Source organism: Parageobacillus thermantarcticus (assembly GCF_900111865.1).
GTDB classification, from domain to species: Bacteria; Bacillota; Bacilli; order Bacillales; family Anoxybacillaceae; genus Parageobacillus; species Parageobacillus thermantarcticus.
In genome coordinates, this window is sequence record NZ_FOJS01000018.1 from 28,535 (window position 1) to 41,067 (window position 12,533).

Here is a 12,533-nt window from a genome sequence, read left to right on the forward strand (position 1 = left end):
AGCAGTGGAAAATAGGTGATGGCGGTCGAGAAATTTGCCGCCAATTCACCTATATTCCTGTATTATCGTTTGTATAGCGACTATCACATGATACTTATTTGAAGGAAGGAGAAAATAACCACCATGGCAAGAGAGTTCTCCTTGGAAAAGACTCGAAACATTGGTATTATGGCGCATATTGACGCCGGTAAGACAACGACAACCGAGCGCATCTTGTTCTATACTGGTCGTATTCATAAAATTGGGGAAACTCATGAAGGTGCTTCCCAAATGGACTGGATGGAACAAGAACAAGAGCGCGGAATTACGATTACATCTGCGGCGACAACAGCACAATGGAAAGGTCATCGCATTAACATCATTGACACGCCAGGGCACGTAGACTTCACGGTGGAAGTAGAACGTTCTCTCCGCGTGCTTGACGGTGCGATTACCGTTCTTGATGCGCAATCCGGCGTAGAACCGCAAACGGAAACAGTTTGGCGCCAAGCGACTACATACGGTGTTCCACGTATCGTATTCGTCAACAAAATGGATAAAATCGGCGCGGATTTTCTATATTCGGTAAAAACGCTTCATGACCGTCTGCAAGCAAACGCGCACCCTGTGCAATTGCCGATTGGTGCGGAAGACCAATTCTCCGGCATTATTGATCTCGTAGAAATGTGCGCGTACCATTATCACGATGAACTTGGTAAAAATATTGAACGTATTGAAATTCCGGAAGATTACCGCGACATGGCGGAAGAATATCATAACAAACTCATCGAAGCGGTTGCAGAATTAGATGAAGAGCTGATGATGAAATATTTAGAAGGGGAAGAAATTACAGTAGAAGAGTTGAAAGCGGCGATTCGCAGAGCGACGATCAGCGTGGAATTCTTCCCTGTATTCTGCGGTTCTGCGTTTAAAAATAAAGGGGTTCAATTGTTGCTTGACGGGGTTGTTGACTATCTGCCTTCTCCTGTGGATATCCCGCCAATTAAAGGGGTCGTTCCAGATACGGAAGAAGAAGTTGTTCGTGAATCAAGCGATGACGCTCCATTCGCGGCATTAGCGTTTAAGATTATGACAGACCCTTATGTCGGTAAATTAACATTCTTCCGCGTGTACTCTGGTACGCTTGATTCTGGTTCTTATGTCATGAACTCGACAAAACGTAAACGCGAACGTATCGGTCGTCTCCTACAAATGCATGCGAATCACCGTCAAGAAATTTCAAAAGTATATGCTGGTGACATCGCGGCAGCTGTAGGTTTAAAAGATACAACAACAGGCGATACTCTATGTGATGAAAAGAACCTTGTTATACTAGAATCAATGCAGTTCCCAGAACCAGTTATTTCGGTGGCGATCGAGCCAAAATCAAAAGCGGACCAAGATAAAATGGGTCAAGCATTGCAAAAATTACAAGAAGAAGACCCGACATTCCGCGCACATACAGATCCGGAAACTGGCCAAACGATCATTTCTGGTATGGGTGAGCTTCACCTAGACATCATCGTTGACCGTATGCGCCGTGAATTCAAAGTGGAAGCAAACGTCGGCGCGCCACAAGTTGCTTACCGCGAAACATTCCGTAAATCGGCGCAAGTCGAAGGGAAATTTATCCGCCAATCTGGTGGTCGCGGTCAATACGGTCACGTTTGGATCGAATTCTCGCCAAACGAACGCGGAAAAGGATTCGAATTCGAAAACGCGATTGTCGGTGGAGTCGTTCCGAAAGAATATGTTCCAGCAGTCCAAGCGGGTCTTGAAGAAGCGATGCAAAATGGCGTTCTTGCTGGATACCCAGTTGTCGACATTAAAGCAAAACTATTTGATGGTTCATACCATGATGTCGACTCCAGCGAAATGGCGTTCAAAATCGCAGCTTCTTTAGCGTTGAAAAATGCTGCTGCAAAATGTGATCCTGTGTTGCTTGAGCCAATCATGAAAGTCGAAGTAGTGATCCCTGAAGAATATCTTGGCGATATTATGGGTGATATCACTTCTCGTCGAGGACGCGTAGAAGGTATGGAAGCTCGCGGTAACGCGCAAGTCGTTCGCGCGATGGTTCCGCTGGCGGAAATGTTTGGATACGCTACTTCGCTACGTTCTAACACACAAGGTCGCGGAACGTTTACGATGGTATTTGACCATTATGAAGAAGTTCCGAAAAACATTGCAGATGAAATCATCAAAAAAAATAAAGGTGAATAATTGATTTTTGCGCATAGTTCCGCTATAAATTACTTATGTAAGACTTGGGAGCAAATATGCTCACTATTTGCTCCCAGGCATTCTATAATCATAAATTTAATTTAAAAATTAATATTCTAATTTTAAGGAGGATACTATAATGGCTAAAGAGAAATTCGAACGTACGAAACCACACGTCAATATTGGTACTATCGGCCACGTTGACCATGGTAAAACTACGTTAACTGCTGCAATTACAACGGTTCTTGCAAAACAAGGTAAAGCACAAGCTAAAGCATACGACCAAATCGACGCAGCTCCAGAAGAACGTGAACGCGGTATTACAATCTCTACTGCGCACGTTGAGTATGAAACGGACAAACGCCACTACGCTCACGTTGACTGCCCTGGCCACGCGGACTACGTGAAAAACATGATCACAGGCGCAGCACAAATGGACGGCGCGATCCTTGTTGTGTCTGCGGCTGACGGTCCAATGCCACAAACTCGTGAGCACATTCTTCTTTCTCGCCAAGTAGGTGTGCCATACATCGTTGTATTCTTGAATAAATGCGACATGGTTGACGATGAAGAATTGTTAGAACTTGTTGAAATGGAAGTTCGCGATCTACTATCTGAATATGACTTCCCTGGCGATGAAGTGCCTGTTATCAAAGGTTCTGCATTAAAAGCGCTTGAAGGCGATCCTGAATGGGAAGCAAAAATCATTGAATTGATGAATGCGGTTGACGAATACATTCCAACTCCGCAACGCGAAATTGACAAACCGTTCATGATGCCAATCGAAGACGTATTCTCGATCACTGGTCGCGGTACAGTAGCAACTGGCCGTGTAGAACGCGGTACGCTAAAAGTTGGCGACGCTGTAGAAATCGTTGGTCTTTCTGACGAACCAAAATCGACAACTGTTACTGGTGTAGAAATGTTCCGCAAACTTCTTGACCAAGCAGAAGCTGGTGACAATATCGGTGCGCTTCTTCGCGGTGTATCCCGTGATGAAGTAGAGCGCGGTCAAGTGCTTGCAAAACCAGGAACTATTACACCACACACAAAATTTAGAGCGCAAGTTTACGTTTTAACGAAAGAAGAAGGTGGACGTCATACTCCATTCTTCTCTAACTATCGTCCACAATTCTATTTCCGTACAACAGACGTAACAGGCATCATCACGCTTCCTGAAGGCGTTGAAATGGTTATGCCTGGCGACAACGTCGAAATGACAGTAGAATTAATCGCGCCGATCGCGATCGAAGAAGGTACAAAATTCTCGATCCGTGAAGGCGGACGTACAGTTGGCGCTGGTTCTGTATCTGAAATCATTGAATAATGATGGCAGCGCGACAAGCAGGTTTGCGTTTGCAAACCTGCTTTTTTTGTATCCTTTTTTGACAAGTTGAAAATCGAAAGTTAGCTATGTATAATTAGAAAGTGCGTAGAAAAGCGAAGAAATAGCTTGCAATCTCGTTTGTGTATCTGTATAATATCAAATGTTGGTCTTTGACTGCGATGAAGTGGAAGGTTGCTGACACACCCGGTTGCTTTGCCATGGCGAGTGTGCAGGAAATTTCCATGGAGAATGTCTATTTTCAAAATAGGCGAAGAAGGAGGGAAAACAATGGCAAAAGAAAAAATTCGTATTCGTTTAAAAGCTTATGATCATCGAATTCTTGATCAATCTGCGGAAAAAATCGTAGAAACAGCGAAACGTTCCGGCGCAAAAGTATCTGGTCCGATCCCATTGCCGACGGAAAGAACTGTTTATACGATTTTGCGCGCTGTTCACAAGTATAAAGACTCTCGTGAACAATTCGAAATGCGCACACATAAACGCTTGATCGATATCGTGAATCCTACTCCGCAAACGGTAGATTCATTAATGCGCCTTGACTTACCGTCCGGTGTTGATATTGAAATTAAACTTTAATTTAGCAGGAGGTGTGACGAATGACCAAAGGAATCTTAGGGAGAAAAATTGGTATGACGCAAGTATTCGCGGAAAACGGCGATTTAATTCCTGTAACCGTCATTGAAGCAACTCCAAACGTCGTATTGCAAAAGAAAACGATCGAAAAAGACGGCTACGAAGCGATTCAATTAGGTTTTGAGGATTTAAGCGAAAAACGCGCTAACAAGCCGCAAATCGGTCACGCCGCTAAAGCGAATACGGCACCTAAGCGCTTCATCCGCGAAATTCGCGGCGCAAATATTGATGAATATGAAGTTGGTCAGGAAGTCAAAGTAGATATTTTTTCTGAAGGCGATATTGTCGATGTAACTGGAATTTCAAAAGGGAAAGGATTCCAAGGCGCGATCAAACGTCATGGCCAATCACGTGGACCAATGGCGCACGGTTCTCGCTATCATCGCCGTCCTGGTTCGATGGGTGCGATTGCTCCAAACCGCGTGTTTAAATCGAAAGAATTGCCAGGTCGCATGGGTGGCCAACGTGTCACGATTCAAAACTTAAAAATTGTGAAAGTGGACCCAGAACGCAACTTGCTTCTTATTAAAGGAAACGTGCCAGGTCCAAGAAAAGGTTTAGTGATCGTAAAAAGCGCAGTGAAAGCGAAGGCAAAATAACATTTTGCTAGGAAAGGAGGAACTATCCAATGCCAAAAGTAGCATTGTACAACCAGAACGGAGAAACTATCGGAGAAATCGAACTGAACGATTCCGTTTTTGGTATTGAGCCAAACAAATATGTGTTATTCGAAGCGGTTATTATGCAACGCGCTTCTTTGCGTCAAGGAACGCATAAAACAAAAAATCGTGCTGAAGTAAGTGGCGGCGGCCGCAAACCATGGCGCCAAAAAGGTACAGGACGCGCTCGTCAAGGTTCAATTCGCGCTCCACAATGGCGTGGCGGTGGTACGGTGTTCGGTCCGGTTCCGCGCAGCTACAGCTATAAATTGCCGAAAAAGGTCCGCCGTTTAGCCATTAAGTCAGCGTTATCTTCCAAAGTTCTTGAAAACAACATTGTTGTTTTAGACAATTTAACATTAGAAGCACCAAAAACAAAAGAAATGGTGAAAATCTTAAATAATCTTTCCGTTGATCGCAAAGCGCTAATTGTAACGGATGTTGCGAACGAAAATGTCGCGCTATCTGCACGCAATATTCCTGGCGTTACCGTGGTTACGGCGAACGGCATTAACGTTCTTGATGTGTTAAACCATGACAAGCTTGTAATCACGAAAGCGGCCGTGGAGAAAGTAGAGGAGGTGCTTGCATAATGAAAGATCCTCGCGATATTATTAAACGGCCCATTATCACGGAAAACACGATGAACTTAATTTCACAAAAAAAATATACATTTGAAGTCGACGTAAATGCGAATAAAACAGAAGTGAAAGATGCTGTAGAGAAAATTTTTGGCGTGAAAGTAGCGAAAGTCAACATTATGAACTATAAAGGTAAATTCAAGCGCGTTGGCCGTTACAGCGGTTATACGAACCGTCGCCGCAAAGCGATTGTAACGTTAACGCCAGACAGCAAAGAAATCAAACTGTTCGAAGTATAAGTTTAAAAGCGAAGGAGGGAAACCAACATGGCAATTAAAAAATACAAACCGACCTCAAACGGTCGCCGTGGTATGACAGTTCTTGACTTCTCCGAAATTACAACGGATAAGCCAGAAAAATCATTGCTTGCGCCGTTAAAGAAAAAAGCTGGCCGCAACAACCAAGGAAAAATTACAGTGCGTCACCAAGGTGGCGGTCATAAACGCCTATATCGCATCATTGATTTTAAACGTGATAAAGATGGAATTCCAGGTCGCGTTGCTACAATCGAGTATGATCCAAACCGTTCTGCAAACATTGCGTTAATTCACTATGCAGACGGTGAAAAACGTTATATTATTGCGCCGAAAAACCTTAAAGTAGGCATGGAAATCATGTCTGGACCAGATGCAGACATTAAAGTCGGCAACGCGTTGCCGCTTGAAAATATCCCAGTCGGTACGCTTGTGCATAATATTGAATTAAAACCAGGAAAAGGCGGACAATTAGTTCGCGCTGCTGGTACATCTGCACAAGTGCTTGGGAAAGAAGGAAAATATGTCATCGTTCGCCTCGCATCCGGCGAAGTGCGCATGATTTTAGGTGCTTGCCGGGCAACGGTTGGCGAAGTAGGCAATGAACAGCACGAACTTGTGAACATCGGTAAAGCAGGTCGCGCTCGTTGGCTAGGTATTCGTCCAACAGTTCGCGGTTCGGTTATGAACCCTGTCGATCACCCGCACGGTGGTGGTGAAGGTAAAGCACCAATCGGACGCAAATCGCCAATGACTCCTTGGGGTAAACCGACGCTTGGCTTTAAAACACGCAAAAAGAATAACAAATCGGATAAATTCATTATCCGCCGTCGTAAAAAATAACGGGGTTGAACTACGGTTCTTAAGAACCGTAGAACAATCACGAAGGGAGGTTCATTTATGGGTCGCAGCTTAAAAAAAGGTCCGTTCTGTGACGAACATTTAATGAAAAAAATCGAAAAATTAAATGAAACAGGTCAAAAACAAGTGATTAAAACATGGTCTCGTCGTTCGACAATTTTCCCGCAATTTGTTGGTCACACGATCGCCGTATACGATGGACGCAAACACGTGCCGGTTTATATTACGGAAGATATGGTGGGTCATAAACTTGGCGAATTCGCACCGACGCGTACGTTCCGAGGCCACGCTGGCGACGATAAGAAAACAAAACGTTAATGAGAGGAGGTTCAACACATGGAAGCTAAAGCTGTTGCAAGAACAGTCCGTATTGCTCCTCGTAAAGCACGTTTAGTGATTGACTTAATTCGAGGAAAAGAAGTTGGTGAGGCGTTTGCTATTCTCCGCCATACGCCAAAAGCGGCTTCCCCAATCATTGAAAAAGTGCTGAAATCCGCGGTGGCAAACGCTGAACATAATTATGATATGGATGTCAATAATTTAGTGATTACGAAAGCGTACGTGGACGAAGGTCCAACGTTGAAACGTTTCCGCCCGCGCGCAATGGGACGTGCAAGCGCGATTAATAAACGCACAAGCCATATCACCATCGTTGTTTCAGAAAAGAAGGAGGGATAATCAGTGGGTCAAAAGGTGAATCCGATCGGTCTCCGCATCGGCATTATTCGTGACTGGGACTCTAGATGGTACGCTGAAAAAGATTATGCGGACCTTTTACATGAGGATCTAAAAATCCGTGAGTACATTAATAAACGCTTGCAAGATGCTGCAGTATCTCGCATTGAAATTGAACGTGCAGCAAACCGCGTTAACATTACGATCCATACGGCGAAACCAGGTATGGTGATCGGAAAAGGCGGTTCGGAAGTAGAAGCGCTTCGCAAAGCGTTAACGCAATTAACTGGCAAACGTGTTCACATCAATATCGTTGAAATTAAAAAGCCGGATTTAGACGCGAAACTTGTCGCGGAAAACATTGCGCGCCAATTGGAAAACCGCGTTTCCTTCCGCCGTGCGCAAAAACAAGCGATTCAGCGGGCGATGCGCGCAGGGGCAAAAGGAATTAAAACAATGGTATCCGGTCGTCTCGGCGGTGCCGATATCGCACGTTCTGAACATTATAGCGAAGGAACTGTTCCACTCCATACGCTCCGTGCAGACATCGATTATGCAACTGCAGAAGCGGATACAACATACGGAAAAATCGGCGTGAAAGTATGGATTTATCGTGGAGAGGTCCTTCCGAAAAAAAAGAAAACTGAGGAAGGAGGAAAATAATCATGTTAATGCCAAAACGCGTAAAATATCGTCGTGAACATCGCGGACGCATGAAAGGTCGCGCAAAAGGCGGTACGGAAGTACATTTCGGTGAATACGGACTGCAAGCGTTAGAATCCGCTTGGATTACCAACCGTCAAATCGAGGCTGCCCGCCGTGCGATGACTCGTTATATGAAACGTGGCGGTAAAGTTTGGATTAAAATTTTCCCTTCTAAACCATACACAGCAAAACCGTTGGAAGTGCGGATGGGTTCCGGTAAAGGTGCTCCTGAAGGTTGGGTAGCGGTTGTCAAACCAGGCAAAGTCATGTTTGAAGTTGGCGGTGTTTCAGAGGAAGTGGCACGTGAAGCATTGCGTCTTGCTTCTCACAAACTTCCGATCAAATGTAAGTTTGTAAAACGCGAAGAAAGTGGTGGTGAAGCAAATGAAAGCTAAAGAAATTCGTGAACTTACCACTGCCGAAATCGAACAAAAAATTAAAGAGTTAAAAGAAGAATTATTCAACCTTCGCTTCCAACTCGCAACAGGGCAATTGGAAAACACAGCACGCATCCGCCAAGTGCGTAAAGATATCGCGCGCATGAAAACGATCATCCGTGAAAGAGAAATCGCTGCGAACGCAAAAAAATAACCGTTTGAGAGGAGGTTTGCGACATGAGTGAGCGCAATCAACGCAAAGTGTATGTAGGCCGCGTTGTATCCGATAAAATGGACAAAACGATTACCGTTCTTGTGGAAACGTACAAAAAACATCCGCTTTACGGCAAACGCGTGAAATATTCGAAAAAATATAAAGCGCATGATGAAAACAACATTGCGAAAGTCGGCGATATCGTAAAAATTATGGAAACTCGTCCGCTTTCGGCAACGAAGCGTTTCCGTTTAGTCGAAATCGTTGAAAAAGCAGTGATCGTTTAATCTATGTACGTTCGGACGTGATATAATTCCGAAAGGAGGTTTCGTCAATGATTCAACAAGAATCTCGTTTAAAAGTGGCTGATAATTCAGGGGCACGCGAAGTGCTTGTCATTAAAGTGTTAGGTGGTTCTGGACGCCGCTATGCAAACATTGGCGATGTTGTCGTTGCGACGGTCAAGGATGCGACACCAGGTGGCGTTGTTAAAAAAGGTCAAGTGGTGAAAGCGGTCGTTGTCCGCACAAAGCGTGGCGTTCGCCGTTCTGACGGCTCTTATATCCGCTTTGACGAAAATGCTTGCGTCATTATTCGTGACGATAAAAGCCCGCGCGGCACACGTATTTTTGGACCGGTCGCACGCGAATTGCGCGACAAAGACTTTATGAAAATCATCTCTTTAGCTCCAGAAGTAATTTAACGAAAGGAAAAAGCCTTTCAAGGAGGTGCGAACTGCGATGCATGTAAAAAAAGGTGATAAAGTCCAAGTAATCTCCGGTAAAGACAAAGGAAAACAAGGTGTGATCCTTGCTGCGTTTCCTAAGAAAAACCGCGTGATTGTCGAAGGTGTCAATATCATTAAAAAACACGCGAAACCATCTCAAGCAAATCCGCAAGGCGGCATTATCACAAAAGAGGCACCGATTCACGTATCAAAAGTAATGCCTTTAGATCCAAAAACAGGACTTCCAACTCGCATTGGATACAAGTTTGTAGATGGTAAAAAAGTGCGTTACGCGAAAAGATCTGGTGAGATTTTAGATAAATAATCGTGATGTCAGAAAGGAGGTACTCTTATGAACCGCCTGAAAGAGAAGTATTTAAAAGAAGTGACACCTGCTTTAATGAGCAAGTTTAACTATAAATCGATCATGCAAGTTCCAAAAATCGAAAAAATCGTCATCAACATGGGTGTTGGTGATGCGGTACAAAATCCAAAAGCGCTTGACAGCGCGGTAGAAGAATTAACGTTAATCGCTGGTCAAAAACCGGTTGTGACTCGCGCGAAAAAATCGATCGCTGGTTTCCGCCTTCGCGCAGGAATGCCAATCGGCGCAAAAGTAACATTGCGCGGTGAGCGCATGTACGAGTTTTTAGATAAATTGATTTCTGTATCGCTTCCACGCGTTCGCGATTTCCGCGGCGTATCGAAAAAATCGTTTGATGGTCGCGGCAACTATACGTTAGGCATTAAAGAACAATTAATTTTCCCTGAAATTGATTACGATAAAGTAAACAAAGTACGCGGAATGGATATCGTGATTGTTACTACGGCGAAAACGGACGAAGAAGCTCGTGAACTATTGGCATTGCTCGGCATGCCGTTCCAAAAATAATGAATCCCATCCGTAAAACAAGGGAGGCGAAATCGTGGCTAAAAAATCAATGATCGCGAAACAAAAACGTACGCCAAAGTTTAAAGTAAGAGCGTACACCCGTTGCGAACGCTGCGGTCGTCCGCATTCGGTTTATCGCAAATTTAAACTTTGCCGTATTTGTTTCCGTGAATTAGCGCATAAAGGTCAACTTCCAGGCATTAAAAAAGCAAGCTGGTAATCAACCCATGAGTTGGGAAGGAGGTAAAACATATGGTGATGACAGATCCAATTGCAGATATGCTTACTCGTATCCGCAATGCGAACATGGTGCGTCACGAGAAACTCGAAGTGCCTGCTTCGAAAATTAAACGGGAAATTGCGGAAATTTTAAAACGCGAAGGATTCATTCGCGATGTTGAATACATTGAAGATAATAAACAAGGCATTCTCCGTATTTTCTTAAAATACGGTCCAAACAATGAACGTGTAATTACTGGCTTAAAACGCATCAGCAAACCTGGCTTGCGCGTTTATGTCAAAGCACATGAAGTGCCTCGTGTATTGAACGGTTTAGGGATTGCGATCCTTTCTACGTCTCAAGGCATTTTAACAGATAAAGAGGCGCGTCAAAAAGGAACTGGCGGCGAAGTATTAGCATATGTTTGGTAATTCATTTCGTTAAGAATGGAGGTGTTCGTGCATGTCACGTGTTGGTAAAAAGCCAATCGAAATTCCGTCCGGCGTAACGGTAACGGTCAACGGCAATACCGTTACAGTAAAGGGACCGAAAGGCGAATTAACTCGCACTTTTCATCCAGATATGACAATCAAAGTGGAAAATAACGTAATAACGGTTACTCGTCCAAGCGATGAAAAACATCATCGAGCGCTTCATGGTACGACTCGCAGCTTGCTTGCAAACATGGTGGAAGGCGTATCGAAAGGATACGAAAAAGCGCTTGAATTAGTCGGTGTCGGTTACCGTGCGGCAAAACAAGGGAAAAAGCTTGTACTGAACGTCGGTTTTTCACATCCAGTAGAAATTGAACCGGAACAAGGATTAGAAATTGAAGTTCCTTCGCAAACGAGAATCGTCGTAAAAGGCGCAGATAAACAACGTGTCGGCGAACTTGCGGCGAACATTCGCGCCGTACGTCCACCTGAGCCATATAAAGGTAAAGGAATTCGCTACGAAGGTGAAGTTGTGCGTCTTAAAGAAGGTAAAACTGGTAAATAATGCAGCTTAGCGAGATGAAAGGAGTGACATAAATGATCACAAAAATTGACCGAAACGCAGTTCGCAAAAGAAGACATGCGCGCGTTCGCAAAAAAATATTCGGAACTGCCGAACGTCCACGCTTAAATGTGTTCCGTTCCAACAAACACATTTATGCGCAAATTATTGATGACATGAAAGCAGTAACGCTTGTCAGCGCTTCTACGTTAGATAAAGAATTCAACTTAGAATCGACGGGAAATATCGAAGCAGCAAAAAAAGTCGGTGAACTAGTAGCAAAACGAGCATTAGCAAAAGGCATTAAAAAGGTCGTTTTTGACCGCGGCGGCTATTTATATCATGGTCGTGTAAAGGCGCTTGCTGATGCTGCTCGTGAAGCTGGTTTAGAATTCTAATTATAAAGGAGGGACAACGATGCGTCGTATCGATCCAAATAAACTTGAGCTTGAAGAGCGCGTGGTATCTGTTAACCGTGTTGCGAAAGTAGTAAAAGGTGGACGTCGTTTACGCTTCTCCGCATTAGTCGTTGTCGGAGATAAAAATGGTCATGTCGGTTTTGGAACAGGAAAAGCGCAAGAAGTTCCGGACGCGATTCGCAAAGCGATTGAAGATGCGAAGAAAAATTTAATTGAAGTACCGATCGTCGGCACAACGATTCCTCACGAAGTGATCGGCCATTTTGGCGCTGGAAAAATCATTTTAAAACCTGCATCTGAAGGTACAGGGGTTATCGCTGGTGGTCCGGCGCGCGCCGTATTGGAGTTAGCAGGTATCAGCGATATTCTTTCCAAATCGATCGGTTCGAACACGCCAATTAACATGGTGAGAGCTACTGTTGACGGATTAAAACAATTAAAACGTGCAGAAGATGTAGCGAGATTGCGCGGTAAAACAGTTGAGGAACTGTTAGGATAAGGAGGGAAATACAATGGCGAAAAAATTGGCGATTACCCTCACTCGCAGCGTCATCGGTCGCCCGCAAGACCAACGAATTACGGTGAAAACACTGGGTTTGCGCAAGTTGCACCAAACAGTCGTTCATAACGATAATCCTGCGATCCGCGGCATGATTAACAAAGTCGCTCACCTTGTAAAAGTACAAGAAATCGAACAATAATCATATAAG

The 12,533-nt window shown here is 44.2% G+C and carries 22 protein-coding genes; all 22 read left to right on the forward strand.

From position 1 onward, the window contains the following. Nucleotides 1-123 precede the first annotated feature (123 nt). Nucleotides 124-2,202: an elongation factor G gene (fusA, locus tag BM278_RS10130; protein WP_090949456.1), complete on the forward strand. Its 2,079-nt coding sequence runs from the start codon at nucleotides 124-126 to the stop codon at nucleotides 2,200-2,202. Nucleotides 2,203-2,341: 139 nt separating this feature from the next. Further along, nucleotides 2,342-3,529, forward strand: coding sequence for an elongation factor Tu (gene tuf, locus BM278_RS10135; protein WP_090949458.1), 1,188 nt, complete (start codon nucleotides 2,342-2,344; stop codon nucleotides 3,527-3,529). Nucleotides 3,530-3,817: 288 nt separating this feature from the next. Continuing rightward, nucleotides 3,818-4,126 (forward strand): 30S ribosomal protein S10, encoded by a 309-nt coding sequence (rpsJ, locus tag BM278_RS10140; RefSeq protein ID WP_003247558.1) that lies wholly within the window; start codon nucleotides 3,818-3,820, stop codon nucleotides 4,124-4,126. Between the two features lie 20 nt (nucleotides 4,127-4,146). After that, entirely contained in the window at nucleotides 4,147-4,782 is a 636-nt protein-coding gene (gene rplC / locus BM278_RS10145) for a 50S ribosomal protein L3 (RefSeq protein WP_003247560.1), read from the forward strand. 29 nt (nucleotides 4,783-4,811) lie between these two features. Continuing rightward, on the forward strand, nucleotides 4,812-5,435 hold the full coding sequence (gene rplD / locus BM278_RS10150) for a 50S ribosomal protein L4 (RefSeq protein ID WP_064550545.1): 624 nt from the start codon (nucleotides 4,812-4,814) through the stop codon (nucleotides 5,433-5,435). Beyond that, nucleotides 5,435-5,722 (forward strand): 50S ribosomal protein L23, encoded by a 288-nt coding sequence (rplW, locus tag BM278_RS10155; RefSeq protein ID WP_090949459.1) that lies wholly within the window; start codon nucleotides 5,435-5,437, stop codon nucleotides 5,720-5,722. The genes rplD and rplW overlap by 1 nt, the downstream gene beginning before the upstream one ends. A gap of 27 nt (nucleotides 5,723-5,749) precedes the next feature. After that, on the forward strand, nucleotides 5,750-6,580 hold the full coding sequence (rplB, locus tag BM278_RS10160; RefSeq protein ID WP_003247566.1) for a 50S ribosomal protein L2: 831 nt from the start codon (nucleotides 5,750-5,752) through the stop codon (nucleotides 6,578-6,580). Between the two features lie 57 nt (nucleotides 6,581-6,637). Then, complete coding sequence (rpsS, locus tag BM278_RS10165) at nucleotides 6,638-6,916, forward strand: 30S ribosomal protein S19 (protein WP_003247570.1); 279 nt, start codon at nucleotides 6,638-6,640, stop codon at nucleotides 6,914-6,916. An 18-nt stretch (nucleotides 6,917-6,934) separates the two neighbouring features. Further along, the gene (gene rplV, locus BM278_RS10170; protein WP_003247572.1) at nucleotides 6,935-7,276 is read left to right on the forward strand and encodes a 50S ribosomal protein L22; all 342 of its coding nucleotides are present in this window, start codon (nucleotides 6,935-6,937) and stop codon (nucleotides 7,274-7,276) included. A gap of 3 nt (nucleotides 7,277-7,279) precedes the next feature. Beyond that, nucleotides 7,280-7,936, forward strand: coding sequence for a 30S ribosomal protein S3 (gene rpsC / locus BM278_RS10175; RefSeq protein WP_003247574.1), 657 nt, complete (start codon nucleotides 7,280-7,282; stop codon nucleotides 7,934-7,936). A gap of 2 nt (nucleotides 7,937-7,938) precedes the next feature. Then, nucleotides 7,939-8,373 (forward strand): 50S ribosomal protein L16, encoded by a 435-nt coding sequence (rplP, locus tag BM278_RS10180; RefSeq protein WP_003247576.1) that lies wholly within the window; start codon nucleotides 7,939-7,941, stop codon nucleotides 8,371-8,373. Further along, on the forward strand, nucleotides 8,363-8,569 hold the full coding sequence (gene rpmC, locus BM278_RS10185; protein ID WP_090949462.1) for a 50S ribosomal protein L29: 207 nt from the start codon (nucleotides 8,363-8,365) through the stop codon (nucleotides 8,567-8,569). Before rplP ends, rpmC begins: the two co-directional genes overlap by 11 nt. Before the next feature lie 23 nt (nucleotides 8,570-8,592). Continuing rightward, entirely contained in the window at nucleotides 8,593-8,856 is a 264-nt protein-coding gene (gene rpsQ, locus BM278_RS10190) for a 30S ribosomal protein S17 (RefSeq protein ID WP_003247581.1), read from the forward strand. Nucleotides 8,857-8,903: 47 nt separating this feature from the next. Continuing rightward, on the forward strand, nucleotides 8,904-9,272 hold the full coding sequence (rplN, locus tag BM278_RS10195) for a 50S ribosomal protein L14 (protein WP_008881934.1): 369 nt from the start codon (nucleotides 8,904-8,906) through the stop codon (nucleotides 9,270-9,272). A 37-nt stretch (nucleotides 9,273-9,309) separates the two neighbouring features. Then, nucleotides 9,310-9,621, forward strand: a complete 312-nt coding sequence (gene rplX / locus BM278_RS10200; RefSeq protein ID WP_090949464.1) for a 50S ribosomal protein L24 — start codon at nucleotides 9,310-9,312, stop codon at nucleotides 9,619-9,621. 27 nt (nucleotides 9,622-9,648) lie between these two features. Next, the gene (rplE, locus tag BM278_RS10205; RefSeq protein WP_064550541.1) at nucleotides 9,649-10,188 is read left to right on the forward strand and encodes a 50S ribosomal protein L5; all 540 of its coding nucleotides are present in this window, start codon (nucleotides 9,649-9,651) and stop codon (nucleotides 10,186-10,188) included. A 34-nt stretch (nucleotides 10,189-10,222) separates the two neighbouring features. Next, on the forward strand, nucleotides 10,223-10,408 hold the full coding sequence (locus tag BM278_RS10210) for a type Z 30S ribosomal protein S14 (RefSeq protein ID WP_090949466.1): 186 nt from the start codon (nucleotides 10,223-10,225) through the stop codon (nucleotides 10,406-10,408). A 32-nt stretch (nucleotides 10,409-10,440) separates the two neighbouring features. Further along, nucleotides 10,441-10,839: a 30S ribosomal protein S8 gene (gene rpsH / locus BM278_RS10215; RefSeq protein WP_003247601.1), complete on the forward strand. Its 399-nt coding sequence runs from the start codon at nucleotides 10,441-10,443 to the stop codon at nucleotides 10,837-10,839. A 31-nt stretch (nucleotides 10,840-10,870) separates the two neighbouring features. Beyond that, nucleotides 10,871-11,407 carry a 50S ribosomal protein L6 gene (rplF, locus tag BM278_RS10220; protein WP_064550540.1) on the forward strand — a complete coding sequence of 179 codons (537 nt, stop codon included), beginning with the start codon at nucleotides 10,871-10,873 and terminating at the stop codon, nucleotides 11,405-11,407. 32 nt (nucleotides 11,408-11,439) lie between these two features. Next, nucleotides 11,440-11,802: a 50S ribosomal protein L18 gene (gene rplR, locus BM278_RS10225; protein WP_090949468.1), complete on the forward strand. Its 363-nt coding sequence runs from the start codon at nucleotides 11,440-11,442 to the stop codon at nucleotides 11,800-11,802. A 19-nt stretch (nucleotides 11,803-11,821) separates the two neighbouring features. Next, the gene (gene rpsE, locus BM278_RS10230) at nucleotides 11,822-12,322 is read left to right on the forward strand and encodes a 30S ribosomal protein S5 (RefSeq protein WP_003247606.1); all 501 of its coding nucleotides are present in this window, start codon (nucleotides 11,822-11,824) and stop codon (nucleotides 12,320-12,322) included. 13 nt (nucleotides 12,323-12,335) lie between these two features. Continuing rightward, nucleotides 12,336-12,524 (forward strand): 50S ribosomal protein L30, encoded by a 189-nt coding sequence (gene rpmD, locus BM278_RS10235; protein WP_064550538.1) that lies wholly within the window; start codon nucleotides 12,336-12,338, stop codon nucleotides 12,522-12,524. Nucleotides 12,525-12,533 lie beyond the last annotated feature (9 nt).

What these genes read in the sequence shown, in the direction of transcription:
- fusA (WP_090949456.1), top strand. Translation starts at nt 124, where the DNA reads ATGGCAAGAGAGTTCTCCTTGGAAAAGACTCGAAACATTGGTATTATG.
- tuf (WP_090949458.1), top strand. Translation starts at nt 2,342, where the DNA reads ATGGCTAAAGAGAAATTCGAACGTACGAAACCACACGTCAATATTGGT.
- rpsJ (WP_003247558.1), top strand. Translation starts at nt 3,818, where the DNA reads ATGGCAAAAGAAAAAATTCGTATTCGTTTAAAAGCTTATGATCATCGA.
- rplC (WP_003247560.1), top strand. Translation starts at nt 4,147, where the DNA reads ATGACCAAAGGAATCTTAGGGAGAAAAATTGGTATGACGCAAGTATTC.
- rplD (WP_064550545.1), top strand. Translation starts at nt 4,812, where the DNA reads ATGCCAAAAGTAGCATTGTACAACCAGAACGGAGAAACTATCGGAGAA.
- rplW (WP_090949459.1), top strand. Translation starts at nt 5,435, where the DNA reads ATGAAAGATCCTCGCGATATTATTAAACGGCCCATTATCACGGAAAAC.
- rplB (WP_003247566.1), top strand. Translation starts at nt 5,750, where the DNA reads ATGGCAATTAAAAAATACAAACCGACCTCAAACGGTCGCCGTGGTATG.
- rpsS (WP_003247570.1), top strand. Translation starts at nt 6,638, where the DNA reads ATGGGTCGCAGCTTAAAAAAAGGTCCGTTCTGTGACGAACATTTAATG.
- rplV (WP_003247572.1), top strand. Translation starts at nt 6,935, where the DNA reads ATGGAAGCTAAAGCTGTTGCAAGAACAGTCCGTATTGCTCCTCGTAAA.
- rplP (WP_003247576.1), top strand. Translation starts at nt 7,939, where the DNA reads ATGTTAATGCCAAAACGCGTAAAATATCGTCGTGAACATCGCGGACGC.
- rpmC (WP_090949462.1), top strand. Translation starts at nt 8,363, where the DNA reads ATGAAAGCTAAAGAAATTCGTGAACTTACCACTGCCGAAATCGAACAA.
- rpsQ (WP_003247581.1), top strand. Translation starts at nt 8,593, where the DNA reads ATGAGTGAGCGCAATCAACGCAAAGTGTATGTAGGCCGCGTTGTATCC.
- rplN (WP_008881934.1), top strand. Translation starts at nt 8,904, where the DNA reads ATGATTCAACAAGAATCTCGTTTAAAAGTGGCTGATAATTCAGGGGCA.
- rplX (WP_090949464.1), top strand. Translation starts at nt 9,310, where the DNA reads ATGCATGTAAAAAAAGGTGATAAAGTCCAAGTAATCTCCGGTAAAGAC.
- rplE (WP_064550541.1), top strand. Translation starts at nt 9,649, where the DNA reads ATGAACCGCCTGAAAGAGAAGTATTTAAAAGAAGTGACACCTGCTTTA.
- rpsH (WP_003247601.1), top strand. Translation starts at nt 10,441, where the DNA reads ATGGTGATGACAGATCCAATTGCAGATATGCTTACTCGTATCCGCAAT.
- rplF (WP_064550540.1), top strand. Translation starts at nt 10,871, where the DNA reads ATGTCACGTGTTGGTAAAAAGCCAATCGAAATTCCGTCCGGCGTAACG.
- rplR (WP_090949468.1), top strand. Translation starts at nt 11,440, where the DNA reads ATGATCACAAAAATTGACCGAAACGCAGTTCGCAAAAGAAGACATGCG.
- rpsE (WP_003247606.1), top strand. Translation starts at nt 11,822, where the DNA reads ATGCGTCGTATCGATCCAAATAAACTTGAGCTTGAAGAGCGCGTGGTA.
- rpmD (WP_064550538.1), top strand. Translation starts at nt 12,336, where the DNA reads ATGGCGAAAAAATTGGCGATTACCCTCACTCGCAGCGTCATCGGTCGC.